12 protein-coding genes, 1 pseudogene and 1 riboswitch are annotated in these 24276 nt (G+C 66.2%); of the genes and pseudogenes, 5 read left to right on the forward strand and 8 right to left on the reverse strand.

All coding sequences use genetic code 11. The features are described 5' to 3' along the window. Positions 1-132 precede the first annotated feature (132 nt). Both QOL57_RS12615 and QOL57_RS12620 read right to left on the reverse strand, forming a co-directional pair. Positions 133-1788 carry an MFS transporter gene (locus QOL57_RS12615; protein ID WP_089237889.1) on the reverse strand — a complete coding sequence of 552 codons (1656 nt, stop codon included), beginning with the start codon at positions 1786-1788 and terminating at the stop codon, positions 133-135. Between the two features lie 111 nt (positions 1789-1899). Continuing rightward, positions 1900-3321 carry a DcaP family trimeric outer membrane transporter gene (locus QOL57_RS12620; RefSeq protein ID WP_089237891.1) on the reverse strand — a complete coding sequence of 474 codons (1422 nt, stop codon included), beginning with the start codon at positions 3319-3321 and terminating at the stop codon, positions 1900-1902. 245 nt (positions 3322-3566) lie between these two features. Here QOL57_RS12620 and acs point away from each other — a divergent pair, with 245 nt between their 5' ends. Next, positions 3567-5510 carry an acetate--CoA ligase gene (gene acs / locus QOL57_RS12625; protein WP_089237893.1) on the forward strand — a complete coding sequence of 648 codons (1944 nt, stop codon included), beginning with the start codon at positions 3567-3569 and terminating at the stop codon, positions 5508-5510. 121 nt (positions 5511-5631) lie between these two features. Continuing rightward, positions 5632-6297: a response regulator transcription factor gene (locus QOL57_RS12630; RefSeq protein ID WP_006477308.1), complete on the forward strand. Its 666-nt coding sequence runs from the start codon at positions 5632-5634 to the stop codon at positions 6295-6297. A gap of 103 nt (positions 6298-6400) precedes the next feature. Here the strand turns inward: QOL57_RS12630 and QOL57_RS12635 are convergent. The 4 genes and pseudogenes from QOL57_RS12635 to QOL57_RS12650 form a co-directional block, all read right to left on the reverse strand. Further along, positions 6401-6856: pseudogene (locus QOL57_RS12635) on the reverse strand (transposase). Positions 6857-7001: 145 nt separating this feature from the next. After that, entirely contained in the window at positions 7002-7577 is a 576-nt protein-coding gene (locus QOL57_RS12640) for a manganese efflux pump MntP family protein (RefSeq protein ID WP_089237895.1), read from the reverse strand. A gap of 88 nt (positions 7578-7665) precedes the next feature. Continuing rightward, a riboswitch (yybP-ykoY riboswitch) is annotated at positions 7666-7755 on the reverse strand. A 253-nt stretch (positions 7756-8008) separates the two neighbouring features. Then, positions 8009-11464, reverse strand: a complete 3456-nt coding sequence (locus QOL57_RS12645; protein WP_089237897.1) for a PAS domain-containing hybrid sensor histidine kinase/response regulator — start codon at positions 11462-11464, stop codon at positions 8009-8011. 125 nt (positions 11465-11589) lie between these two features. Next, positions 11590-13737, reverse strand: a complete 2148-nt coding sequence (locus QOL57_RS12650) for a S46 family peptidase (RefSeq protein ID WP_089237899.1) — start codon at positions 13735-13737, stop codon at positions 11590-11592. A 144-nt stretch (positions 13738-13881) separates the two neighbouring features. Here QOL57_RS12650 and QOL57_RS12655 point away from each other — a divergent pair, with 144 nt between their 5' ends. From QOL57_RS12655 to QOL57_RS12665, 3 genes are read left to right on the forward strand one after another with little or no spacing between them, the layout of a single operon-like run. Continuing rightward, complete coding sequence (locus QOL57_RS12655; RefSeq protein ID WP_089237901.1) at positions 13882-15570, forward strand: molecular chaperone HscC; 1689 nt, start codon at positions 13882-13884, stop codon at positions 15568-15570. Beyond that, complete coding sequence (locus QOL57_RS12660) at positions 15567-16979, forward strand: hypothetical protein (RefSeq protein WP_089237902.1); 1413 nt, start codon at positions 15567-15569, stop codon at positions 16977-16979. Before QOL57_RS12655 ends, QOL57_RS12660 begins: the two co-directional genes overlap by 4 nt. Beyond that, positions 16976-18298, forward strand: a complete 1323-nt coding sequence (locus QOL57_RS12665) for a J domain-containing protein (RefSeq protein WP_141134234.1) — start codon at positions 16976-16978, stop codon at positions 18296-18298. Before QOL57_RS12660 ends, QOL57_RS12665 begins: the two co-directional genes overlap by 4 nt. Positions 18299-18380: 82 nt before the next feature. Here the strand turns inward: QOL57_RS12665 and QOL57_RS12670 are convergent, their stop codons facing one another. Then, positions 18381-22247: a translocation/assembly module TamB domain-containing protein gene (locus QOL57_RS12670; RefSeq protein ID WP_089237906.1), complete on the reverse strand. Its 3867-nt coding sequence runs from the start codon at positions 22245-22247 to the stop codon at positions 18381-18383. Beyond that, positions 22244-24040 (reverse strand): autotransporter assembly complex family protein, encoded by a 1797-nt coding sequence (locus QOL57_RS12675; RefSeq protein ID WP_089237908.1) that lies wholly within the window; start codon positions 24038-24040, stop codon positions 22244-22246. Before QOL57_RS12675 ends, QOL57_RS12670 begins: the two co-directional genes overlap by 4 nt. Positions 24041-24276 lie beyond the last annotated feature (236 nt).

A 24276-nucleotide genomic window follows, 5' to 3' on the forward strand; every position in this document is an offset into this window, starting at 1 on the left:
GCGCTGTCTGTTCGCGTCTGCGGAGTTTTGTGCCGCGCGTTGCGCGGTCGCCGAGCATGGCTCGGCGCTACAGGGAAACGAAAAGGCCGTGGTCTGCACCACGGCCTCTCCTTCATCCAATGAACATCATTCTTACTTGGTGATATCCACGTTCTTCGTCTCGCGCAGGAACAGGCCACCCACCACCACCGACATCAGCGCGATGATGATCGGGTACCACAGGCCGTAGTACAGGTTGCCGGTACCGGCCACCAGCGCGAACGAGATCGCCGGCAGGAAGCCACCGAACCAGCCGTTGCCGATGTGGTACGGCAGAGACATCGAGGTGTAGCGGATGCGGGTCGGGAACAGTTCGACCAGGTAGGCGGCGATCGGGCCGTAGACCATGGTCACGTACAGCACCAGCAGCCACAGCATGAAGATCGTGCCGGCGATGTTGATGCGCGAGCCATCAGCCTTGGCCGGGTAACCCGCGGTGACCAGTGCGCCCTTCAGCTCGGCGCCGAACGCATCGGCCTTGGCCTTGCCTTCTTCCTTGGTCAGGCCGGCGGCCTCATACGAGGTCACGCTGGCGCTGCCCACGTTGACCATCGCCAGCGAGCCGGCGGCGGCGGGCTGCACGTCATACGGCACACCGGCCTTGGTCAGCGCAGCGGTAGCCACGTCACAGGAGCTGGTGAACTTGCGCAGGCCAACCGGATCGAACTGGAACGAGCAGGTGTTCGGATCGGCAACCACGAGCGCCGGCGAGCTGCTGCGGGCTTCTTCGATGGCCGGATTAGCGAAGTGGGTCAGGCCCTTGAAGATCGGGATGTAGGTGACAGCGGCCAGCAGGCAGCCAGCGAGGATGATCTTCTTGCGGCCGATACGGTCGGACAGCCAGCCGAAGAAGATGAAGAACGGCACGCCCAGTGCCAGCGCGGCGGCGATCAGCAGGTAGGAGGTGGTGGCATCGACCTTCAGCATGCTGCTGAGGAAGAACAGCGCGTAGAACTGGCCACCGTACCAGACCACCGCCTGACCGGCAGCAGCACCGAGCAGAACCAGCAGCATCAACTTCAGGTTGCCACCCTTGAGGCTGTCACGGAACGGCGTCTTGGAACCCTTGCCTTCGGCCTTCATCTGCTGGAACAGCGGAGATTCGCTGAGCTGCAGGCGGATCCACACCGAGATGCCCAGCAGCACGATCGAGACCAGGAACGGAATGCGCCAGCCCCAGGCCTCGAAGGCCTCGTTGCCGAGGAAGTAGCGGCAGGCCAGGATGATCAGCAGCGACATGAACAGACCCAGCGTGGCGGTGCACTGGATGAAGCTGGTGTACAGGCCACGCTTGTCAGCCGGTGCGTGTTCGGCCACGTAGGTGGCAGCGCCACCGTACTCGCCGCCCATCGCCAGGCCCTGGGCCAGACGCAGGATGATCAGGATCACCGGTGCGGCGAAGCCGATCGATGCGTAGTTGGGCAGCACACCGACCAGGAAGGTCGAGATGCCCATGATCAGGATGGTGACCAGGAAGGTGTACTTGCGGCCGATGCGGTCGCCGAGGCTGCCGAAGAAGGCCGCGCCGAACGGTCGCACGAAGAAGCCGGCAGCAAAGGCCAGCAGGGCGAAGATCATGCCCGTGGTTTCATTGACGCCACTGAAGAACTGCTTGGCGATGATCGCCGCAAGAGAGCCATACAGGAAGAAGTCGTACCACTCGAAAACGGTGCCCAGGCTGGACGCGAAGATGACCTTCTTGTGTCCCTGGGTAAGTTGGGCTTTCGCCGGTGCAGGTGTTGTGGACATGGGACGCTTTCCCTCTGTAGGTGCCGACCTTGGTCGGCACGCAGTCTTGGTAGATACCGACCATGGTCGGCACTCAATCTCGGTAGGTGCCGACCGTTGGTCGGCACTCGATCAGAAGCTGTACTTGGTAGTGAACTGCAGACGGGTGATGTCGCCCTTGTTGCCGTTCTCGATCTCGCGTTTGCCGTACATCAGCTCGGCACCGACATCGACCTTGGGCATCGGCGAATAGAAGATGTTGCCGCGGATGCTCTGCACGCTCTTGGTCACCAGCGGGCCGAGGATGCTGTCGTTGTCGTAGTCGCTGCGCGCGTAGATCAGGTTGGTGCGCAGCTTCGGCGAGAACGCATGGCGCCAACCGACGTAGCCGGCGATCACACCGGTCGGGTTGAGCTCGTCGCGTGCCACGTCATAGGCCGAATCGGCGGTGATGCCCAGGCCGATGTAGCGGGCGATGCCCTCGCCACCGGTGAACTGGTAGTGCAGCGAATCGCTGTCACCCATTACCCACTTGCCGCCCAGGGTCAGGCCACCGGCCACCTTGTCAGCCTTGGCACCGGTGGTCTGGTTGTCGACCTTCAGCTGGCGGACCACGCCACCGACACCGAAGGTGCCCCAGTCACCCTTCCAGCCATAACGCAGGGTCAGGTCCGGCAGGCTGCCGCGATCGGAGTTGGCGCTGGCATTGGTCCAGGCGCCGGTGACCGGATTGCGCGTACCGGTGAGGGTGGTGGTTTCCGGATTCTCCAGCGCGACGCTGAAGCCGCCCTTGGTGTAACGCACCTGGGCCTGGCGCACGAAGATCACGCCATCGGTCGGACCGACGAAGTCGACCGCTTCCGGTAGCGAAGCCGCATCCATGAAGTTCGACCAGGTCTGGCCGGCCATCCAGTTGTTCCAGTACATGTACGCATGGCGCAGGGTCACGCCATAGGTATTGGTGGCAGTCTGGTTGCCCAGCGAATTGCCGAAGAAATCCATCTCGAAGAACGCGCCGGCCTTGTTGCCCGACTCGCTGACGTTGTCGATGCCCAGGTTGAAGCGCGAGAACTTGGCGTGGGCGTTGTAGTCCACGTCCGAGCGCTTGCCGCTGCCGCCGGCACCTTCCACCGGGGTCTGCCCGGGCAGGTACAGCGAGCGGCCGGTGGCATCATCGGCCAGCTGGCCATCGCTGGTCTGGGTGGCCAGGAAATCGGCCTTGATGAAGCCGCCGATCTTGACCGTGGTACCCGGCGCCGCACCGGGGGTGATGGTGGTGACCTGGATCGGCTGCTTGCCCGCAGGCACCGCCGGCTTCTGTTCGGCCTGCAGCGTGCGGACGTCGGTGACCGCCTGCTGGGTCTGCACGATCTGGGTCTGTTGCTGCTGCTGTGACGACAGCAGCGCCTGTACCTGCCGCTCCAGTTCGGCAACGCGTGCTTCCAGTGCCTTCTCTTTGGCGGTCTCGGCGAACGCCATGCCCGGTGCGACCAGGGCGACCAACAGGCAGGCCGCCAAAGGTGTGCGCACGGCTTTCAACGTACGGTGGCTCATGTTGCCCTCTCTCCCAAGTGGCAAGGTGATGCCGCGCGTGGGGCACGGTCGAGCCGAGACTGCGGGGCGTTTGCACGCACCGGCTATTGGCCATTGGTCGAACCCGGGCCTGCAGGGGCCCGACTTTCGACCAAGGTCTAACCGAAGTGGTGACGCGACCGGGGGTGGATGGGGCAAACTGAGGGGGAACGGCTGCGGCAATGCTGCGGCTGCACACACAAAGTCAACGTGCAAGTGAGGGTGCCATGGCTGATCTCTACCCCGTCGATCCGCAGTTCGCCGCCAAGGCGCGTATCGACAAGAATTCCTATGAACAGCAGTACCAGGCCTCGGTGTCCGATCCGGATGCGTTCTGGGGCAAGGCCGCCGAGCGGCTGGACTGGTCGCGCAAGCCGACGAAGATCAAGAACGTCAGCTACGACCTGGCCGACTTCCACATCAAGTGGTTCGAAGATGGCGAGCTCAACGCCAGCGTGAACTGCCTGGACCGTCAGCTGGAAAAGCGTGGCGACAAGACCGCCCTGCTGTTCGAGCCGGACAGCCCGGATGCGCCGGCCCAGCACGTGACCTATCGCGAGCTGTACGAGCGCACCTGCCGTCTCGGCAACGCGCTGCGCAACCTCGGCGTCAAGAAGGGCGACCGGGTCACCATCTACCTGCCGATGATCGTCGACGCTGCCGTGGCCATGCTGGCCTGCGCGCGCATCGGTGCGATCCACTCGGTGGTGTTCGGTGGCTTCGCGCCGAACTCGATCGCCGACCGTGTCAGCGATTGCCAGAGCAAGCTGATCATCACCGCCGACGAAGGCCTGCGTGGTGGCAGGAAGATTCCGCTGAAGGCCAACGTCGATGCGGCGCTGAAGCTGCCCGGCACCAATACCGTGGAAACCGTGCTGGTGGTGCGCCACACCGGCGGCGCGGTGGACATGCAGGCCCCGCGCGACCGCTGGTTCCATGACGTGGTCGACAGCCAGCCGGCCAGCTGCGAGCCGGAGCCGATGAATGCCGAGGATCCGCTGTTCATCCTCTACACCTCCGGTTCCACCGGCAAGCCGAAGGGCGTGCTGCACACCACCGCCGGTTACCTGCTGTACGCGGCCTACACCCATGAAGCGGTGTTCGACCTGCGCGAGGACGACATCTACTGGTGCACCGCCGACGTCGGCTGGGTCACCGGCCACAGCTACATCGTGTACGGCCCGCTGGCCAATGGCGCGACCTCGCTGATGTTCGAGGGCGTACCGAACTACCCCGATACGTCGCGCTTCTGGAACGTGATCGACAAGCACAAGGTGTCGATCTTCTACACCGCCCCCACCGCCATCCGCGCGTTGATGCGCGAAGGCGAGGAGCCGGTGAAGAAGACCTCGCGCGCGTCGCTGCGCCTGCTTGGCAGCGTCGGCGAACCGATCAATCCGGAAGCCTGGCGCTGGTACTACGAGGTGGTCGGCGACAGCCGTTGCCCGATCGTCGATACCTGGTGGCAGACCGAGACCGGCGGCATCCTGATCTCGCCGCTGGCCGGTGCGATGGATCTGAAACCGGGTTCGGCCACCCTGCCCTTCTTCGGCGTGCAGCCGGCGCTGGTCAATGCCGATGGCGAGATCAAGGACGGCCCGACCGAAGGCAACCTGATCATCCGTGATTCCTGGCCGGGCCAGATGCGCACGGTGTATGGCGACCACCAGCGCTTCATCGATACCTATTTCCGCACCTACCCGGGCAGCTACTTCACCGGTGACGGCTGCCGCCGCGACGAAGATGGCTACTACTGGATCACCGGCCGCGTGGACGATGTGATCAACGTGTCCGGCCACCGCATCGGCACCGCCGAAGTGGAAAGTGCGCTGGTCTCGCATCCGAAGGTGGCCGAGGCCGCCGTGGTCGGCTTCCCGCACGACGTGAAGGGCCAGGGCATCTATGCCTACGTCACCCTGGTGGCCGAGGAAGCGCCCAGCGACGAACTGCAGAAAGAGCTGGTCGCCTGGGTGCGCAAGGAGATCGGTCCGATCGCCACGCCCGATCACCTGCAGTGGGCGCCAGGCCTGCCGAAGACCCGTTCGGGCAAGATCATGCGCCGCATCCTGCGCAAGATCGCCGAGAACGCGCCGGACCAGCTCGGTGACACCTCGACCCTGGCCGATCCGTCGGTCGTGGCCTCGCTGGTGGACGAACGCAAGGTCCGTTGATGACGTGAGCGCGGGCACAGGACGCGCCACGAACGTGGCCGGGAGGAGGGACCCGGCCATGTTCAACCCGTCCTGTGCCAGCCATCACACCGCCCTTTTTCCTGATCGATAAGCTCGACCCATGACCACCCTCCTGATTGCCGATGACCATCCGTTGTTCCGCGAAGCCCTGCGGGGTGCCGTGCAGCGGGTCATTCCGGGCGTTCAACTGTTCGAGGCCGACAGCGTGGAAGCGTTGTATGCGCTGGCCGACCAGCACAACGACGCCGACCTGGTCCTGATGGATCTCAACATGCCCGGCGCACAGGGCTTCAACGCGCTGGTGCACATGCGCTCGCTGCATCCGCACCTGCCGGTGGTGGTGGTCTCCGCACGCGAAGAAGCCACGGTGATGCGTCGCGCACTCGACCACGGCGCGCTGGGCTTCATTCCGAAGTCCGCTGATTCGGACACGATCGGCCATGCGCTCGGCACCATCCTCGATGGCGAGACTTGGGCGCCGCCGGAAGCACACAATGTGCCGCCAACCGGCAGCGAAGAACGCGAAGTCGGCCAGCGCCTGCGCGAGCTGACCCCGCAGCAGTTCCGCGTGCTGCAGATGCTCGGCGCGGGCCGCTTGAACAAGCAGATCGCCTACGACCTCAACGTCTCCGAAGCAACGATCAAGGCGCACGTCACCGCGATCCTGCGCAAGCTGGGCGTGACCAACCGCACCCAGGCGGTGCTGATGGCCGGCAAGCTGGCGATCGACGACGACGCCATCGTGCTGCCACCGGAAGAAGATTGATCGTGACGAACTTCAGAGCCGAGCATGGGCTTGGCTCTACAGACTTCATGATGCATTTGTAGAGCCGAGCCCGCGCTCGGCTGCTCTTCGTCCAAGTACAGAATCAGCCCAGCAAGGGCCATCGACTCCAGGCATACGGGTACTCCCCAATGCACGTAGCCAGTCCAGCGCGCACCGGATTGGCCGCAATGTAGGTCGCCTGCGTGCGCAGGCATTCATCGCTACGGAGCGCGTGATCGTAGTATCACGCCTGCCAGATGGGAGTATCGGCATCGACGTACCTGCCGATGGAGCGGCCGCTGCGCGACTTGAGAATCTGCATGCAGCTGGCGAGCGTTCCGCTCCGCAATTGGATCAACCAATGCAGATGATCCGGCATGATCACCCACGCCAGGGAGCATGTCCGGCCCGTCCGCTCCACAGTGCGTAACGCTTCTATCAGCAGATCGACGCTGGCCTCATCGTCGAACCAGCGCCGACGCGCGTATGTCACGGCGGTGATCGCATAGACATTGCCGGTCTGCGACCACCGACCAATACGAAGTGCGGAGCTGGACATGCGGAAAGACTAGGCTGCACCTGACCGCCTCTCCATCAGCGCAACGCCGCAAGGCGTGTCAGCCAATGCCCTGCAGAGCCGGCCTCCCTGCTCGGCTGCTTCATACGCCAGCCGAGCATGGGCTCGGCTCTACAAGTATCCCTGCTTACGCGACACCGTGCAGGTGTTCGTACAGGATCGTCGCACCGATGATCACCAGGATCACGCCACCGATGATTTCGGCGCGCTTGCCGACCATGCTGCCGAGCACGCGGCCGAGCATGATGCCGGCGGTGACCATGGTCAGCGTGCACAGGCCGATGACTGCGGCCATCACCCCGATATGCACGTCCATGAAGGCCAGGCCGATGCCCACCGCCATCGCGTCGATGCTGGTGGCGAAACCGGTCAGTGCGAGTTTCCAGAAGCCATGGTGCTGCGCCGGATCTTCATTGTCCTCGCCGTTATCCGGACGCAGGCCGTTGTAGATCATGTGGATGCCCAGCGCGCCGAGCAGGCCAAAGGCGATCCAATGGTCGAACGCCTCCACGTACTGCAGAGCGGCACGGCCGAGCAGCCAGCCGATGATGGGCGTGATCGCCTCGATGACGCCGAAGATGATGCCGGCGCGCAGCGCATCACGGAACACCGGCTTGCGCATGGCCGCACCCTTGCCGATCGCGGCGGCGAAGGCATCGGTGGACATGGCAAAGCCGATCAGGAGGATCGAAAGGGGGGACATTGGCGGCTGCTGAGGTCGGGCAAGGACGGACGCACGGCCTGCGCTCGCGCCCAACCTGATGTTGCGCGCGCAGGCCGCTGGTCTCGCCAACCATCATGGTTGTCCACGCCACGGCGCACTGGCCGAGTATGTTGACGTGGACGATTCCTGCGAAGGAATCCGGCTACTCCCCAAGGGGACGCGAAGCTTAGCACCGCGATCCGCGCGTGGCGCATTTCCAGCGAAACGCGCAGGCAGGGCTGGTTTTTATAGCGAAGGCTATATATGAGCCGCGCTTCGCGCAGGAGCCGAGCATGGGCTCGGCTCTACAGGGAGTTCGAGCAACCAGGATTTTGTAGAGCCGAGCCGATGCTCGGCTGCTCTCCAGCCAGACGGCGGAACACCGCGCTTCGCGCAGGAGCCGAGCATGGGCTCGGCTCTACAGTTGCCCATCAGGCATCGTTGTTGCGGGTATCCCGCAACGCGCCCAGGAACGCGCGCAGCGAGGCCGGCTTGATCGGCTTGGTCAACAGGCGATAGCCACGCTCGCGGGCCATCCGCTTCAGTTCATCGCGGCCATCTGCGGTAAGCAGCGCACCGGGCAACGGATAGCCCGCCGCCTCGCGCAGCGCCACCAGCGCATCCAGGCCATCCATGCGGTCGTGCAGGTGGTAGTCCACCAGCATCACCTGCGGACGCTCGGCGATCTTCTGCAGCGCCTGGTCCACCGTCGATGCGGTGATCACCTGCACCTGCCAGCGCCCCAGCAGCGCGCGCATGCCATCGAGGATCTCCTCGTCATTGTCCACGCACAGCACGCGCAGGCCCGCCAACGAATCGCTGCGGACCGGCGGTGCTGTCGACGCCAAAGTGACCGCTTCGGTATATCCCGGCAGTGGCGCCACCCGCGGCAGGATGATCGAAAACATCGAACCACTGCCGACCCGGCTGCGCGCGTTCAAGCGATGATCGAGCAGACGCGAGATGCGCTGGCAGATAGACAGGCCCAGTCCCAGGCCCTGCTCGCCCCAGTCGAACGGCTGCTGGTAGCGGTGGAACTCGTCGAAGATCTGCCGCATGTGATGCTCGGGAATGCCGGGGCCGGTATCCCACACCTGCAGTTCCACTTCATCGCCGCGCTGGCGCACCGCCAACACGATGCGCCCCTGCCGCGTGTAGCGCAGCGCATTGGCAAGGAAGTTCTGCAGCACACGGCGCAGCAGGCGACGGTCGCTGCGCACCCAGGTGGTACGCGCGAACAGATCCAGGCGCAGCCCGCGTCCGGCTGCGACCGGCGTGTACTGCGCGGCCAGCTCGCGCATCAGCGCACTGACATCGAATTCGCCGATCACCGGATGCAGGCCGCCGGCATCCAGCCGCGACACGTCCAGCAGCCCATCCAGCAGCTCCTCGGCCGCGCGCAGCGAGGCATCCACGCGTTCGGCCAAGTGTCGCTGCTCGTCGCTGACATGGTCGCTGTCGCGCAACGCCGATGCGAACAGCCGCGCCGCGTTCAACGGCTGCAGCACGTCATGGCTGATCGCGGCCAGGAAACGGGTCTTCGACTGCTGCGCGACTTCCGCAACATGCGAGCGCTCGGCCACGCGCTGCTCCAGCGTTTCGTTGGCCTCCAGCAGTGCGCGTTCGGCGTGCTTGTAGTCGGTGATGTCGTTGTAGCTGGTGACATAGCCGCCGCCAGGCAGTGCCTGGCCACGCATTTCGATCACCTTGCCGTCGCTGCGGGTGCGCTCGAACACATGTGGCGAACCGGCACGCATATAGCCGATGCGGCGATTGATCTGCAGTTCGATATCGCCCTCGCCCAGCTCACCACGCTCGGCGTTGTAGCGGATCAGATCGGCCACCGGGCGGCCGACGTAGAGCATGCCATCGGGGTAGCCGAACATGTCCTGGTAGCGGCGGTTCCAGGCGGTCAGGCGCATGTCCGGGTCGACCACGCTGACGCCGGCGCTGATGTTTTCCAGCGTGGTCGACAGGATCTCGCGATTGAAGCGCAGTTCCTGTCCCGCTTCGTCCAGCACCGCCACCACTTCGCCCAGGTCCATGCCCGAACCGCGCAGCAGGCTGGTCAGCAGCAGGCGCGCGGAGGCCGCGCCGATCGACGCGGCCAGCAGGCGTTCGGTGAACTGCACCCATGGCCGGTCAGCCGGTGCCGAGGACTGCAGCTCGCGCCCCAGCGACTGCGCCTGTTCGAAGAACGAGCGCCGCGCATGGCGTTCACCGACCACGCGCGAGGCCAGCGCCAGCAGATCGCCCACATGTACGTGGCCCGGCCACCCCCCCGCCACTGAAGGCCGCTCGGCATAGGGATCAAGGAAGGGCGCAGCGCGCAGGCGCTCATCCACGCCCGGGCGCCAACGCGCCGATACCAGCATCATCGTCGCCGCGTTGACCAGCAGCGACCAGAACGTGCCATGGGTCAGCGGGTCCCAGCCGGTCATGCCGAACAGCTGCTGGGGGCGCAGCCAATCGATGCCGAACGGACCATGCTGCACCCAGCCCGCATCCATCCAGCCGGCCATCGTCATCGCCGGCAGCAGCAGGGTGTACAGCCAGGTGGCGAAGCCGAGCAGCATACCGGTCTCCACGCCACGACGGCTGGCGCCGCGCCAGTACAGGCCACCGATCAGGCCCGGCGCGAACTGCGCTACTGCGGCGAAGGCCATCAATCCATAGGAGGCCAGCGTGCTGTCGTTGCTGCTGCTGCGGTAGTAGCTGTAGGCCATCAGCGCCAGCAGCAGAATCGCCAGGCGGCGGATCCACAGCACGCGCGAGGCGACGTCGGCCGCTTCCTGGTGATCGCCACTGCGACGCAGCAGCACCGGCATCACCAGGTCGTTGCTGACCATCGTCGCCAGCGCGATCGAGGACACGATGACCATGCCGGTGGCGGCGGAAAAGCCACCGATATAGGCGATCAATGCCAACGCGTTGCGGCCCTCGGCCAGCGGCAGGGCCAGCACCATCGAGTCGTCGGCCACGCCGCTTCCGGTACCGAACAGGCTGACGCCGGCGGTGGCGATCGGCAGCACCATCGCCGAGATCAGCACCAGATATCCACCGAACATCCAGCGCGCGCGGCGCACATCGCGCACGTCGCCGCACTCGACCACCGCCACGTGGAACTGGCGGGGCAGGCAGATGATGGCCAGGAAACTGAGCAGCGTCTGCGACAGGAAGCCCACCGGTGGCAGACCAGTGAACAGCGTATGCACCGACTCCACCACCGCTTCGTTGCGGTCGCTGAGCCAGACATAGGCGAACACGCCCACCGCCACCATCGCCACCAGCTTGATCACCGATTCCAGCGCGATCGCCAGCATCATGCCGTGGTGGTGCTCGGTGGCATCGACCTGGCGGGTGCCGAACAGGGTGGCGAACAGCGCCATCAGCAATGCCACATACAGGGCCGGGTCGCTGAAGAATCCGGTCGGCCCGGTGTTGCCGGTCAGTACCTGCAGGCTCATCGCCACCGCTTTGTACTGCAGGGCGAGGTAGGGAATGATGCCGATCAGCGCGATGATCGCCACCAGCGCCGCCAGTCGCCGTGAGCGGCCGAAGCGCGAGGAAATGAAGTCGGCGATGGAGACCACGTTCTGGCTGCGCGCGATCAGCGCCAGGCGCTCGATGATGCGCCAGCCGAACAGCAGCAGCAGCAGCGGGCCGATGTAGATCGGCAGGTAGCCCACGCCGTTGCGTACGGCGGTACCGACTGCGCCGTAGAAGGTCCACGACGAGCAGTACACGGCCAGTGCCAGGCTGTAGACGACCGGTCGCAGCCACGGCCGGTCCGGGTACATCGGCCGACGGTCGCCCCACCACGCCACGCCGAACAGCAGCGCGGCATAGGCAACCGAGACCAGCAGCAGGATCCAGCTGGAGACCAAGCGCGTGTTTCCGTCAGAGCAGGGGCCAGTAGATCACGACCGTTGGTCGTGATGGTAGGTCACGCCGGTGGCCCGCAAGGGTGGGCACCCACCAGGAAACGGTGGGCACCTACCGGGTACCGGCCTTATTCCGCCGGAACGCCCATTTCCTTCAGCAGCTCGGGCGCCGGGTAGACCTTGGCCAGCAGCCAGCGCAGGTAGCGCATGTCCACGTGCACGGCGCGCTTGTAGCGCGGGTCGAACCACCAGCTGGCACTGACCGACTCCCAGTTGCTGTCGAAGTTCAGGCCGATCAGCTCGCCCTTGGCGTTGAGCACCGGCGAGCCGGAGTTGCCGCCGGTGGTGTCCAGGTTGGTCAGGAAGTTGACCGTTTGGGTCTTCAGCGCGGGATCGGCGGTGCTGCCAAAGTCGCCCTTGGCAATCGCGGCCAGCAACGGCTTGGGTGCATCGAACGGATAGGCGTTGGTGTTCTTCTCGACGATGCCGGCCACGGTGGTCACCGGCGAATAGGTCACACCATCGCGCGGATGCAGTGCTTCCACCTTGCCGTAACTGATGCGCAGCGTGCGGTTGGCATCCGGGTACACCGCACGGCCCTGCTTGGCACGCCAGGCGAACAGCGCCTGCATGTAGGCCGGGCGCAGGCGCAGCTGTTCGCCTTCGCGGGTCTTGCTCTCGTTCTCGATGCGCAGCTGCGCGGCCACCAGCGGGCCGGCCACGGCGATCAGCGGGTCGACGGCCAGCGCCTTGCCTTCGCGGGCAGCGGCGAAACGGGACAGACGCTGCGCTTCGTCACCCAGCTGGGTGCCGGCGTACAGCGTGTCCAATGCCTGCGCCAGCTGTGCCGGGGTACGGCCGAACGCAGCGTCGAACTCGGCCACGCGCTGCGCATCCGGCAGCTGCTGGTAGCGGGTCAACAGCGTGGTCAGCAGTGCCTTCTCGACCTCGGGTGCATAGCGACGCTGCACCTGCTTCAGCACGCCCTCGATCATCGCCTGGTCGCGCTGCTGGTAGCCGGTCTCGCGCTGCGCGTCCGGCTTGGCCGATTCGATGCGCAGGCGTTCCAGCAGCAGCGCCGAGCGCAGCAGCTGGCTCTGGCCGGCCATCTGTTCCAGCAGCAGGTCGCGCTCGCCCACCGCCGCACCCTGCGACAGGTTGGCCAGCAGCGCTTTGATGTCGCCCTGGTACTTGCGGTCCGTGGCGGCCAGCATTGCCTGCTCGTCGGTTGCACGCTGCGCCTTGGCATCACTGCGCAGCAGGCCTTCCAGCTCACCGGCGGCACGCTTGCGGTTGTTCTTCAGCGACTGCAGCTGCGAGGCGTAGCGGGTACGCGCCTGCGCGTCCTTGGCGCTGGCGGCCTCGATGGTATCGATCATCTGCTGGAACACCGACACCCGGCGCGGCAGCACGGTATCGATCTGGCCCGCGAATTCGGCGGCGGTGCGATGGCGGTAGGTGATGCCCGGGTAACCGGCCAGCATCGCGTAATCGCCCTCCTTCGGGCCTTCCACCGACATCTGCAGGTGCGCCGGTGCCTGGTAGGGCACGTTGTCCTTGCTGTAGGCGGCCGGCTTGCCGTCCTTGCCCACGTAGGCGCGCAGCAGGGTGAAGTCGCCGGTGTGGCGCGGCCACATGAAGTTGTCGATCTCATCGCCGTAGTTGCCGATCGCGCGCGGCGGCGCATAGACCAGGCGAACGTCGCTCAGTTCCAGCTGGGCGATGCGGTAGAAGTCGGTGCCGTAATACATGTTGGCCACCGAGCAGCGCACGCTGCCGTCCTTCTCGCACTCGGCCACGATCTGCTTGCTGGCCGCATCCACCGCGTCGAAGTACGCGCGGCCGGTCTTGCCCCGGGCCTGCGCCAGCACCTGGTCGGTCACCTTGTCGAAGCCGACGGTGACCAGCACGCGGAAGTCCGGATTGGCCGGGCGCTCATCGGCGCGGCCCTTGGCGATGAAGCCGTCGTTGATGAAGTTGTGCTCGGGCGAGCTGTTGTACTGGATCACGCCCATCGCCACGTGGTGGTTGGTCAGCAGCAGGCCGTCGGCCGAGACGAACGAGCCAGTGCCACCGCCGGCACGCACCACCGCACTCAGCGGCGGCGCCGTCACGTTGGCCAGATCGGCCGGGTTGCCCTTGAAACCGGCCGCCTGCAGCGGCTTGGCCAGCTCCGGCAGCTGGGTCGGCATCCACATGCCTTCATCGGCGTGGGCGCCGGCGGCGAGGGTCAGGCCCAGGGCCAGGGCGGCAGGAAGGGTTTTACGGGCAGACATCGGCATTTCCGGCAATACAGAACAGCCCGGGACCATAGCCGTTGGGGGCGGATGGGGCAACGGCCGATGGTTGGGGTGGCGCGTTCATCGGCCACGTTACCGGCCTACAATCAGTGTTCCATCACATGCAGTCAGGGAAGCAGCATGATCGTCGGTATCGACCTGGGCACCACCCATTCGCTGGTGGGCATCTACGAGGCGGGCGGCGGTCGACTGTTTCCCAATGCACACAACGAGCTGCTGACACCCTCGGTGGTCAGCCTGGCCGACGGCGCGGTGCTGGTCGGGCAGCCGGCGCGCGATCGCCTGGTCAGCCATCCGGCGCACAGCGTGGCAAACTTCAAGCGCTGGATGGGCACCGACCGGCAGACTCGGCTGGGCGACCGCAGCTTCCGTCCCGAAGAACTGTCGGCGCTGGTGCTGCGCTCGCTGCTGGCCGACGCCGAGGCCGCCTTGGGGCAGAAGGTGGAAGAGGCAGTGATCAGCGTGCCTGCGTATTTCTCCGATGCGCAGCGCAAGGCTACGCGCACTGCCGGCGAACTGGCCGGCATCCGCGTAGAGCGCTTGATCAACGAACCCACCGCGGCCGCGCTGGCCTATGGCCTGCAGCAGCGCGAGGGCGAAGATCGGGTACTGGTGCTGGACCTGGGCGGCGGCACCTTCGATGTGTCGATCCTGGAGATGTTCGACGGCGTGATCGAAGTGCATGCCAGTGCCGGTGACAATTTCCTGGGCGGCGAGGATTTCTCGCGCGTGCTGTTGGACGCGCTGGTGGCCGACCAGCGCCTGGACCTGGGCACGCTGGCCGACAGCGAAAGGGCTCAGCTGCTGCGCCATCTGGAAATCTTCAAGCGCGAGCTGAGCCACGGCGGCAGCAGCACGCTGCAGCTGTCCCTGGGCGAGCGCCAGGTGCGCTGGGCGCTCGACGAGGCCGGATTCGCCCACCTGTGCGATCCTCTGCTGCAGCGCATGCGCGGCCCAATCGAGCGCGCCATCCGCGATGCACGGCTGCAGCCGGACGCGCTGGACGACATCGTGCTGGTGGGCGGTGCGGTACGCATGCCGATGGTCAGCCGCCTGGTCACCCGCATGTTCGGCCGGCTGCCGCTGCGCCATATCCACCCGGACCATGCCATCGCCCTGGGTGCCACTGTCGCCGCCGGTCTGAAGGGACGCGACGAGGCCCTGCGCGAAGTGGTGCTGACCGACGTCTGCCCCTACACGCTGGGCACCCAGGTATCGCGCCGCACCGCCGATGGGCAGTCGCGCAGCGGCTATTTCCATCCCATCATCCAGCGCAACAGCGTGGTGCCGGTCAGTCGCGAGGATCAGTTCTTCCCCATCCAGGAGAGCCAGCGCGAAGTAATGATCGACATCTACCAGGGCGAGAGCCCGACCGTGGACCGCAACATCAAGCTGGGCGAGCTGCGCGTGCCGTTGACCCATCGCGGGCCGTTGGAAGAACGCGGCATCACCACCCGCTTCACCTACGACATCAACGGCCTGCTGCAGGTGGAAGTCACCGAGGATGCCAGCGGTCTGCGCCATGAGCTGATCCTGGAACAGAACCCGGGCCTGCTGTCGCCCGACGAGATCAAACAGCGCCTGGCCGCCCTGCAGGACCTGAAGATCCACCCGCGCGATACCCAGCAGAACCTGGCCGTGGTGGCCCGCGCCGAGCGCCTGTACGAGGAGTTCATCAATCACCGCGACACGCTGCAGGGCTGGCTGATGCAGTTCCGCCACGCGCTTGACGGCCAGGACCTGCACCACATCGAGCAGCAGCGGCGCGAGCTGTCCCATGCGCTGGACATGCTGGAGCGCGATGCATGAGCTGGGGCCTGGAGGTGCTGGAGCTGGACGAAGACGCCGACGAACGCGCGATCAAGCGGGCCTACGCGAAGCGCCTGCGGGTGACCCGCCCGGAGGACGATTCGGTCGCCTTCCAGCAACTGCACGAGGCCTACCAAGCGGCACTGGCGTGGGCGAAGGATCGCGACCCAGCGGATGCGCTCTGGCCCGACAGCGGACCGGATGAGCCGCTGCAATCCGCAGCGTCGGCTGTTGAGGACGCTGGCATCGCGCCACCGGCTATTGCCGGTTCACACGCGGATGACCACGTGCGGGCCAACCCAGGGATGGACGTGGAGGCCATCGCCGATCGCATACTGGCCGAGGCGGTACAGCAGGAACCGGAAGCGCTGCAGGCCTGGCTGGCACAACAGCCGGAACTGTGGTCGCTGCACTGGAAGGTGCGGATCGCTGACTCCCTGCTGGAGGCGTTGTTCTCCGCCGCCGAGCCGGTGCAGGCCGACAACCTCGATCTGCTGGCCGAAATGTTCGGCTGGGACGAGATCGGCAGCAGCGTCGATCCCTATGCACTGGATGCACAGCGCGTGCAGATGCACCGCCGCTGGGTGGTGCAGCCGGGCAACCACCATCGCCTGGCCGAACTGCTGCAGCGCTGCGGACTGCCCAACCCGCCCGCAACGGCCCGCGACCACATGGCCTGGCTGTCGCGTCCCTGGAATCACTGGCAGGCACTACTCACCTCCCTGTCGCCCCAGCGCGGGCGCGACCTCAACCGGACCCTGGATGCACTGGGCATTGATGACGCCACGCCGGTCCCGGCACCACTGCAGGTACGCCAGATCGTGTTCTGGCGCGAGATCGGCGCGATACACCGCCTGAACCGCGAGCGGTTCCTGCAGGGCCTGCTGCGCGGTGTCGCGTGCGGGGTGATGGCAGCGCTGCTGGTGCTGGCCGTGGGCCTGTTGGGCCAGATTGCCGCAGGTGACGGCGTTGCAGGCATCCATCCGTTGGCCACCTACGCGCGGGTGGCGCTGTACGCTGCGCTCGGGCTGGTACTGCTGGGCGCTGTCGCACCCACCGTGCAGACCTTCCTGCACTGGCAGGTCGAGGACGAACAACCATATCGATCGCCGCTCGCGGCGCTGCTGCCGATTCCGCTGCTGTCGATCGTGGGTATGGTGCTGATCCACGGACTGGATCTGCGTACCGCCGGCACGCTGCTCGCATGGCCGGTGCTGGGCCTGTCCGTGTGGCGCTGGTGGCGGCGTAGCCAGCTGCAGATCCACTTCAACGGCTGGCTGCTGCTGTCGGTGGTGCCGTTCCTGAAGCTGCTCATTCTGGGCATGGCCTACGCCGAACTGGCTTTGACCGCCGCGCTGGCGTTGTGGGCGCGCGATGCATGGACCCAGGTGTGGCGCCGCCAGCCATGAACGATTGGATGGAGCTGCTGGGGCTGGATGCCGGCGCTGACCAGCGCGCCATCAAACGCGCGTATGCAAGGCAGCTGCGGGGCGCCCGGCCCGAAGATGATCCGGTGGCGTTCCAGCGGCTCCACGAGGCCTACCAGGCTGCGTTGGCGCAGCTGGTCGGGGATGCGGTGCCGCCTGCGGCAGACATTCCGGTGCAGGCATCCATGGACAGGGTGGACCACGACGCCGTCGCCGCGCAGCTGCTCGCGGTAGCCGGCCAGGGCGACGCGGCACTCCTGCAGCAGGCGCTGCAGCAGCAGCCGGAGCTTTGGTCATTGAACGGCAAGCAGCGCATCGGCCACGCCGTGCTGCAGCGGCTGGTGACGCACGAACCGGCCCTGCCAAGCACCACCTTCGACACACTCAGCGAATGCTTCGGCTGGGATGACCCGGTACGGGGCATGGACATGCACTGGCTGGATGCAGTGGCGCGCCGCTGCGAGCAGCACTGGCTGCTGTCACCCGCCGGTACGCAGGCGCTGGCGGTCCGGTACCTGGGCATCAGCGAAACGCTGCTGGTCCCCGGCAGCGATGTGCTTCCCAGCCTGCGCGAGCATAGGCCGGCGTGGCGCAACCTGCTGAGCACCCTGCAGCCGTCGCGCGCGCAGCAGGCGATCAGCCTGCTGGCAGCGCTGGGCTACTGGCGCGACTTGCGCCTGCCACCCGGCCTGGATGCAGGGCAGGTCGCGTTCTGGTCGCGCTTCGGGCGCGAGGGCGACTCGATCCATTGGCAGGCCGGCGGCCTTCGCGCCGTGCTGGTCGCGCTGGTCCTCGGGCTGCTCTGCACCTGGGCCGTGGTCTCCAGCTGGCCACTGCCCGCCTCAGCCGATGGCCTGCTGGATGGCGGGCAGCGCGCGGTACTGATGATCGCCGTTGCCGTGCTGCTGGCCCCGGGGCTGTGGCTCACTTCAACGGTGACGCGCGCGATCATCCGTTGGCAGTCACTGCCGGAGCACGCAGCAACCGTCCTGCCGGGGCTGCGTATCCTGACTATTCCGCTGGCGGTCGCAGCGGTGATGGGTGCGTTCTACCTTGCGCTGCGCGGGACGAGCGGGATTCCGGTCACAGCGCTGATCCTGCTGCTCGTGGCCAGCGCCGTGGTGCTGCGCATGGCCCGACAGCGCTTCGTGCAGCGTTGTGCGCCGGCCGGGGAGGACGACGCCGGGGCAGGCCTGATGATCGCCATCCTGCTGATCGTACCTGCGTTGGTGGTGGCTCTGGCCTACTGGGGCAAGGACCTGCACGCCCACCGCGGCCAGCTGCGCTGGTCCAATCAGTGATGGCGCGCGTTATGGTCTGGATCGGCCGGGATGCCAACCAAGGTTGGCAACTACCGCAACCGCAGCCACGCATGGCGTGGCTCTACTTCTCCCGCCGCCAGTTCAGCGAACCGCGGTTTTCCACCGTGCTCGATTCCACTTCAACGTCGAAGCCGCGGCGCAGCAGGTACTTCAGCGTGATCACCGAACCGGCACCGACCAGCGACACGCCATAGCCCACGTACAATTTGGGCGAGATGTACTTGCCGACGCCGATGACCGAGCCGCCCAGCGCGCGCGACTGGCTGACGCCGGCATCGTCCAGGCCGAGCTTGGCACCGAGCTGCGAAGCCAGCAGGCCGCTGCCGGCCGACAGCGCGGCCGATGCGGCGTTCACCTGCTGGGTCTGGTCGCTGCTGGCACCGGTCAGGCTGCGCCCCAGCACCAGGTAACCCAGTGCTTCGGACTGCGACATCGCCGGATCGGACCAGACATCGGCACGTGGCTGCTGCGCGCGTCCGGTCACGTCGATGCCGGCGGTGACATCACCGATCCGGCGCTCGGCGCGGATGTTGATGCGCGGGTCGGACACCGCGTTGTAGTTCCAGTTGAGGTTGCCGCGGGTGATGGTCAGGTCCTGGCCATAGGCCTTGTAGCGGCCGCTGACTTCCAGGCCGCCGTTGGCGGTCATCTCGCGGCCGGGCTTGGCCCAGACCTGCATCTTGCCGGTCAGCGCGCCCTTCAGGCCGAAGCCGGTCATCTTGACCTTGTCGCCCAGGCTGACGGTCAGCTCCATGTCCAGCGGCGAGGTGCGCGACTCTTCCGGATCGGCCGGGTCCAGCACCACCACGTCTTCGGACACCGAGGTGCCACGGTCCAGGCGCTCCAGATCGATGTCGGCCTCGGGCACGTGCACCGTTCCGCGCAGCTCCATCGCGGCCTTGGCCAGGGTGAAGTCCAGGTTGGGATTGGCGACGATGCGCAGCTCGCTGGTGTTGGACAGCAGCACATTCTCGCCGTGGATCTTCAGCTGCAGCGGCTGTGCATCGCCGAACCAGGACAGGCCGCCGTCGACATACAGCGTGCCCTTGCCCGAATTGGCCTGCGCGGTGATCTTGGCCGAGCCATCAGGCTGAGCGACGAAGCTGCCCTTGCCCTGGTCGAAGGTGAGGCCCAGCGCCGGGAACTCGCCCTTGAAGTTGCTCAGCTGCGCATCACCGCCCAGCGACGGCTGGCCGCGCGTGCCCCGCAGGCTCACGTGGCCTTCGATCAGTCCGGTCGGGCGCACCACGTCCGGCGAGAACAGTTCCAGCCAGTACAGGCGCGACATGTTGAGGTAGAGCTCGCCGTTGAGCGGCGCACTCGGTTCCCAACCGGTCTGCATCTTCGCATCGACGAAGCCGTTGCCCTGGAAGCCCATGCCCAGGTAGCCCTTGATGCTGGCCGGGGTCATGTCCAGCTTCAGCGAGAACTGGTCATAGCGCACCAATTCGCCACGATTGGCATCGGCCACGCTGGTGTTGCGGTTCTCGCCCAGGCGTACGCCGCCTTCGGCCGAACGCACTTCCACATGCCCTTCCCACGCGTTGCCACGCGGACGGATCTGCGCGTCCAGATTGAGTTCGCCACGCAGGTAGATGCGCCGGCCGGACTGCGGGGGCAACCACGGCTGCACCAGCGCCAGCGGCAACGCATCGCCGCGCACCACCAGGCCTTCGCGCGGCCAGTTGGCATGCGCGCACAGGGCGCCTCCGGTCGCAGCGCCCAGGCAGGTTTCGCCCAGCGTGTAGTTGCCGCCGTTGATGGCGAATGCCGCAGGCGCACGCAGTGCCCACGCATCGCCCTTCACCGGTGCGATGCGCAGCGTGGCCAGTTCGCCACGCCACTGCTCGCCCTGCTGGCGCACGCTGCCCTGCAGCTCGATCGCGCCCAGCTCGTTGCGGGTCTGCGCGGCCAAGCGCAGGTTGGAGACACTGCCCTGCGCATCGATGTTCAAGCGTTCCAGCAGCATGCCGGCGTTGACCTGCTGGCCCTGAATCGCCAGCGTGCCACTGTCGCCGCGCCACGGCAGACGGCCCTTGATGCTCAGGCTTTCAGCGCCGTAACCGTCCCAGTTGAGATTGTTGCCAACCAGATCGGCGGTGATGTCCGGCGCATCGCGCGGGCCTTTCACCTGCACCTGGCCACGCAGGCCACCGTCGGCGCCGGGCAGCAGATCGCTCAGCTGCAGCGGTTCGAAGCGCGCATCGATGTCCAGGCGGTCGCCGACCTTGCCCGAGGCGGTCACCCGGCTGCTGCCGACGGCCAGTTTCAATTCACCCTGGCCCTGCTCACCCTGCAGGGCGAACTTGCCTTGTGCATCCACGTTGCGTTGGCGCAGGGTACCCTTCAGCGAGGGCAGGTCCACCGTGGCCTCCAGCGTGCCCGCGGTGCCCGGCGGCGCATTGGCCGGCGGCGGCAGCTGGCGGCCCCTGGATGCGAGATTGCCGGACAGACGACCATCCCAACCCGGCGCGAAGTAGCCCGGGTCGAAATCCTTCAGCGTGGCCTTGGCATCCCAGTCCAGCTGCGGTGCCCACGCCACCTTGCCTTCCACCTGCAGCTGGCCACCCGGGGTCTGCGCCTGCAGTTCGCGGATCTCGGCGGCCTGATCGTTGCCACGCACATCGAAGCGCAGCTGCGCCTTCTGCTTTTCGCGTTCGACATCGGCACGACCGATCGCCGCCCACGCCTTCAACGTACCGGCCAGGCCGAAGCGTGCTTCCTTCAGCGTCACCGGCACCGGCGAACTACCCGCAGTGTTCGGGTCCGGCGCCGGCACCCAGGTCAGGTCCTGCGCGATCACCGAGAAATTCAGCTTCTGCTGGTCTTCCTCGCTGAAATCAGCGGTACCTTCCAGGCGCGCTTCGCCGCCCAGGCCCTTGACCACCAGCGGTGAGACCTTCAGCACCTGGTCCTGCAGCGACACCACCGACGGCGCCAGCTCCAGTTCCTGCTCACCCTGCTTCACCCGGCCATGCAGGTTGGCATTGCCGCCCTTGCCGGAGGCCGTGAAATCCAATGCCAGCGGCGCGATGGCCGAGCTGGCCAGCGCCGGCGACAACAGCGCAAGGTCCAGCTCGTCGCTGCGCACGGTCGCATTCCAGGTCGGATCGGTGCGGCCATCGAACACCAGCATCGCGTGCAGCGGCTTCGGCGCGCGGCCAGCCAGCGCCACTTCCATATGCGCCAGATCACCGCGCGCGACCAGGCCGACCGTGGCCGCAGTGCGACCGCGCGGTGCCGGCAGCACTGCAGTGACGGTAACGTCGGTGTCGTAATCCTTGGCCGGGATGTAGCGGCCCTGGGCAGTGAAATTGCCCATGTCGCTGTCCACCACCAGCTTGCGCGCCTGGAACTCGCCGTTGGCGATCTCGATGCCACCACGCACGCGGCTGATGTCGATCACCGGCTCGTTGGCCTGGCTGATGCGGAAACTGTCGATGGCGATCACATCGGCTTGGATCGCCAGCGGCATTTCGATCTGCGGCAGCGAATCGGGCCACGACGGCAGCTTGAATGGCTCGTCGCTCTTGGCCAGGTTGAGCGTGGCGTTGGTCAGTTCCAGCTTGTCCAGCAGCAGCTTGCGCCCCAGCAGCGGACGCAGGTCCGGCTCCAGGTGCGCGCGCTCGGCGTGGAAATGGATGTCGTCGTAGCGGAAGTCGACGTTGTAGAGGGTCAGCGGCCCGGCCACCGGGCCATCGACCTTGTCCCAGGTGAAGCTGGCACCCACCGGCAGGCGTGCCACCACCTGCGCCAGCAGCACATCGCGGCCGGCCACCGTCTGCAGCAGCCAGTACACGGCCAGCAGGGCAACCAGCACCAGGCCGACCACGCCCGCGCCGGACCATGCCCAGAAACGGCGACGGCGGTAGAAGCGCACGCGCCGCGGCGGCGTGTTCGGCGACGGGGTCGGTGCGGGCGTGCTCACAGGTCCGCTCCGATGTTGAGGTACAGCTGGAACTGCGAATCAGGGTTGTTCAGGCCGTGCGCGATATCCACCCGCACCGGGCCCACCGGCGATTTCCAGCGCACGCCGAAGCCGACGCCGGTATGCAGATCGATATTGGTATCGAAGGCGCTGCCGGTATCGACGAACACCGCCGCACCCCACGGGCCGCCATTGAAGTAATGCTCGTATTCGGCCGAACCGACCACCAGATGCTTGGCACCCAGCGCGTACTTGTCGGGTCTCGGCGTGCGCGGGCCTACCTCACGGTAGGCATAACCGCGGATGCTGCGGTCGCCACCGGCGAAGTAGCGCAGGCTGGGCGGCATCGCCACCAGGTCACTGGTCCAGGTGGTGCCGCCTTCGCCGCGCAGGATCAGGCGATTGGTTGGCCCCACCGGGATGTACCAGCGCAGTACGGCGTTGGCCTGCACGAAGCTGGTATCCGAACCGACGCCTTCGACGCCGGCACGCACCGTCGCCGTGCCGCTGATGCCGCTGCGCGGGAACAGCTCGTCGTCCACCTTCACGTAATCGGCCACGATCTGCGGATAGACCAGCGTGGACGTGTTGTAGACCGCATCGGTGAATTCGGTGCCCGAGGCATAGCGCCAGCGCTCGCGCAGCGCGTTGATCGAGGCGATGGCGGTCCAGTTCTCGTTGATCTCGCCGCTGCGGCTGGCGATCAGCTTGAAGTTGCGCAGATCGATGTAGTCGGTCTGCTCGTCGTAGGCACTGGCCGCGAAGGTGTACCAGCCATCAAGCCAGTTGAACGCCGGGATGCGGTAGCTGGTGATCAGGCTTTTGCGCTTCTGCGCATAGTCCAGCTGGGTGTTCATCTTGTGGCCGCGGCTGTTCAGGAAGCGCCGTTCAAGGCCGCCGCGCACACCGGCGCCACTTTCGCTGCCGTAGCTCAGACCGTAGGAATAGATGCTGCGCTTGGCCCGCGTCAGCTTCACATCAACCGGCACCTCGCCGTTTTCATCGGCCTGGTCCGGGCGCGGCTGGATGTCGATCACGCTGAAGTAATCGAGCTTGGTCAGCGACTCGCGCAGGCGGTCCAGCTTGCCTTCGTGGAAGTAACTGCCCTGGTCCCAGTACACCAGCGGGTCGAACAGCTTGTCGTCGAAGTAGTTCTGCTCGAAGGTCACCGGGCCCATGTTGTAGCGGCGGCCGCTGTCCCAGGTCAGGTCGATGTCGGCAGCGTTGTCCGCGCGGGTGATCTGCACCTGGCGCTGGGTGTAGTCGGCGTCGAAGTAGCCACGCTCGGCCAGGCGCCGGGTCACGGTGATCTTGCTGGCTTCGTACTGGGTATGCTCGAAGCGCTGGCCCTTGCGGGGCTTGAATGCGGTCAGGTCGTCCTGCAGGTACTGGTCGTACATCGCCGGACCGGTGATGTCGATATGCTCGCGGCGCACCAGCACCGGCGGGCCCTTGTCGACATGGATCAGCACGGTGACGTGCTCGTCCTGCCGCGGCGCCTCGACCTTGATCACCGGGTTGTAGTACCCGAACGGCTCCAGCGCCTGGCGGGTCTGCCGCTCGGCCTGCGACAGCAGGTACTCCAGGCGCGACTCGCCCTGCTCCTTGCCGATCGTGTCGAACAACGACAGCGATTCCTGGATGTTCTCGATGATCGCGGCGTCGTCGCCCTTGTCCAATCCCTTGATGTCCACCTTGTCGATGGTGCCGCGCGCATGGACCACGGACGTGGCGCAAAGCGAGAGGACCATCAGCGGCAGGGCGTATTTCGTTGGCTGCATGCGGCACAGCATACCGACCGAAGGTGACGATGCGAAATGCATCACGTGTTTCGGGATCGGTTGTTAAGTGGCGGTCAAAATACGCGCCTTTGTGGCGATCATCGCGAGCGCATGCGGAAATGCCGGCATCGTGTGCGATGCCGGCGATGATCCCGATGGACAGCGCCGGGTAGTGCCGGCCGCTGGCCGGCAGCATGGCGATGCATTGCAGGATCGTGGCGTTGCCGGCCAGCGGCCGGCACTACCGG

The organism is Stenotrophomonas sp. yr243, assembly GCF_900184195.1.
Taxonomy (GTDB): domain Bacteria; phylum Pseudomonadota; class Gammaproteobacteria; order Xanthomonadales; family Xanthomonadaceae; genus Stenotrophomonas; species Stenotrophomonas lactitubi.

Excerpts from the sequence above, each read along its gene's own strand:
- QOL57_RS12640 (WP_089237895.1), bottom strand. The coding sequence starts at position 7,577 with ATGTCCCCCCTTTCGATCCTCCTGATCGGCTTTGCCATGTCCACCGAT.
- QOL57_RS12660 (WP_089237902.1), top strand. The coding sequence starts at position 15,567 with ATGAGCTGGGGCCTGGAGGTGCTGGAGCTGGACGAAGACGCCGACGAA.
- QOL57_RS12675 (WP_089237908.1), bottom strand. The coding sequence starts at position 24,040 with ATGCTGTGCCGCATGCAGCCAACGAAATACGCCCTGCCGCTGATGGTC.
- QOL57_RS12655 (WP_089237901.1), top strand. The coding sequence starts at position 13,882 with ATGATCGTCGGTATCGACCTGGGCACCACCCATTCGCTGGTGGGCATC.
- QOL57_RS12665 (WP_141134234.1), top strand. The coding sequence starts at position 16,976 with ATGAACGATTGGATGGAGCTGCTGGGGCTGGATGCCGGCGCTGACCAG.
- QOL57_RS12615 (WP_089237889.1), bottom strand. The coding sequence starts at position 1,788 with ATGTCCACAACACCTGCACCGGCGAAAGCCCAACTTACCCAGGGACAC.
- QOL57_RS12650 (WP_089237899.1), bottom strand. The coding sequence starts at position 13,737 with ATGTCTGCCCGTAAAACCCTTCCTGCCGCCCTGGCCCTGGGCCTGACC.
- QOL57_RS12620 (WP_089237891.1), bottom strand. The coding sequence starts at position 3,321 with ATGAGCCACCGTACGTTGAAAGCCGTGCGCACACCTTTGGCGGCCTGC.
- QOL57_RS12630 (WP_006477308.1), top strand. The coding sequence starts at position 5,632 with ATGACCACCCTCCTGATTGCCGATGACCATCCGTTGTTCCGCGAAGCC.
- acs (WP_089237893.1), top strand. The coding sequence starts at position 3,567 with ATGGCTGATCTCTACCCCGTCGATCCGCAGTTCGCCGCCAAGGCGCGT.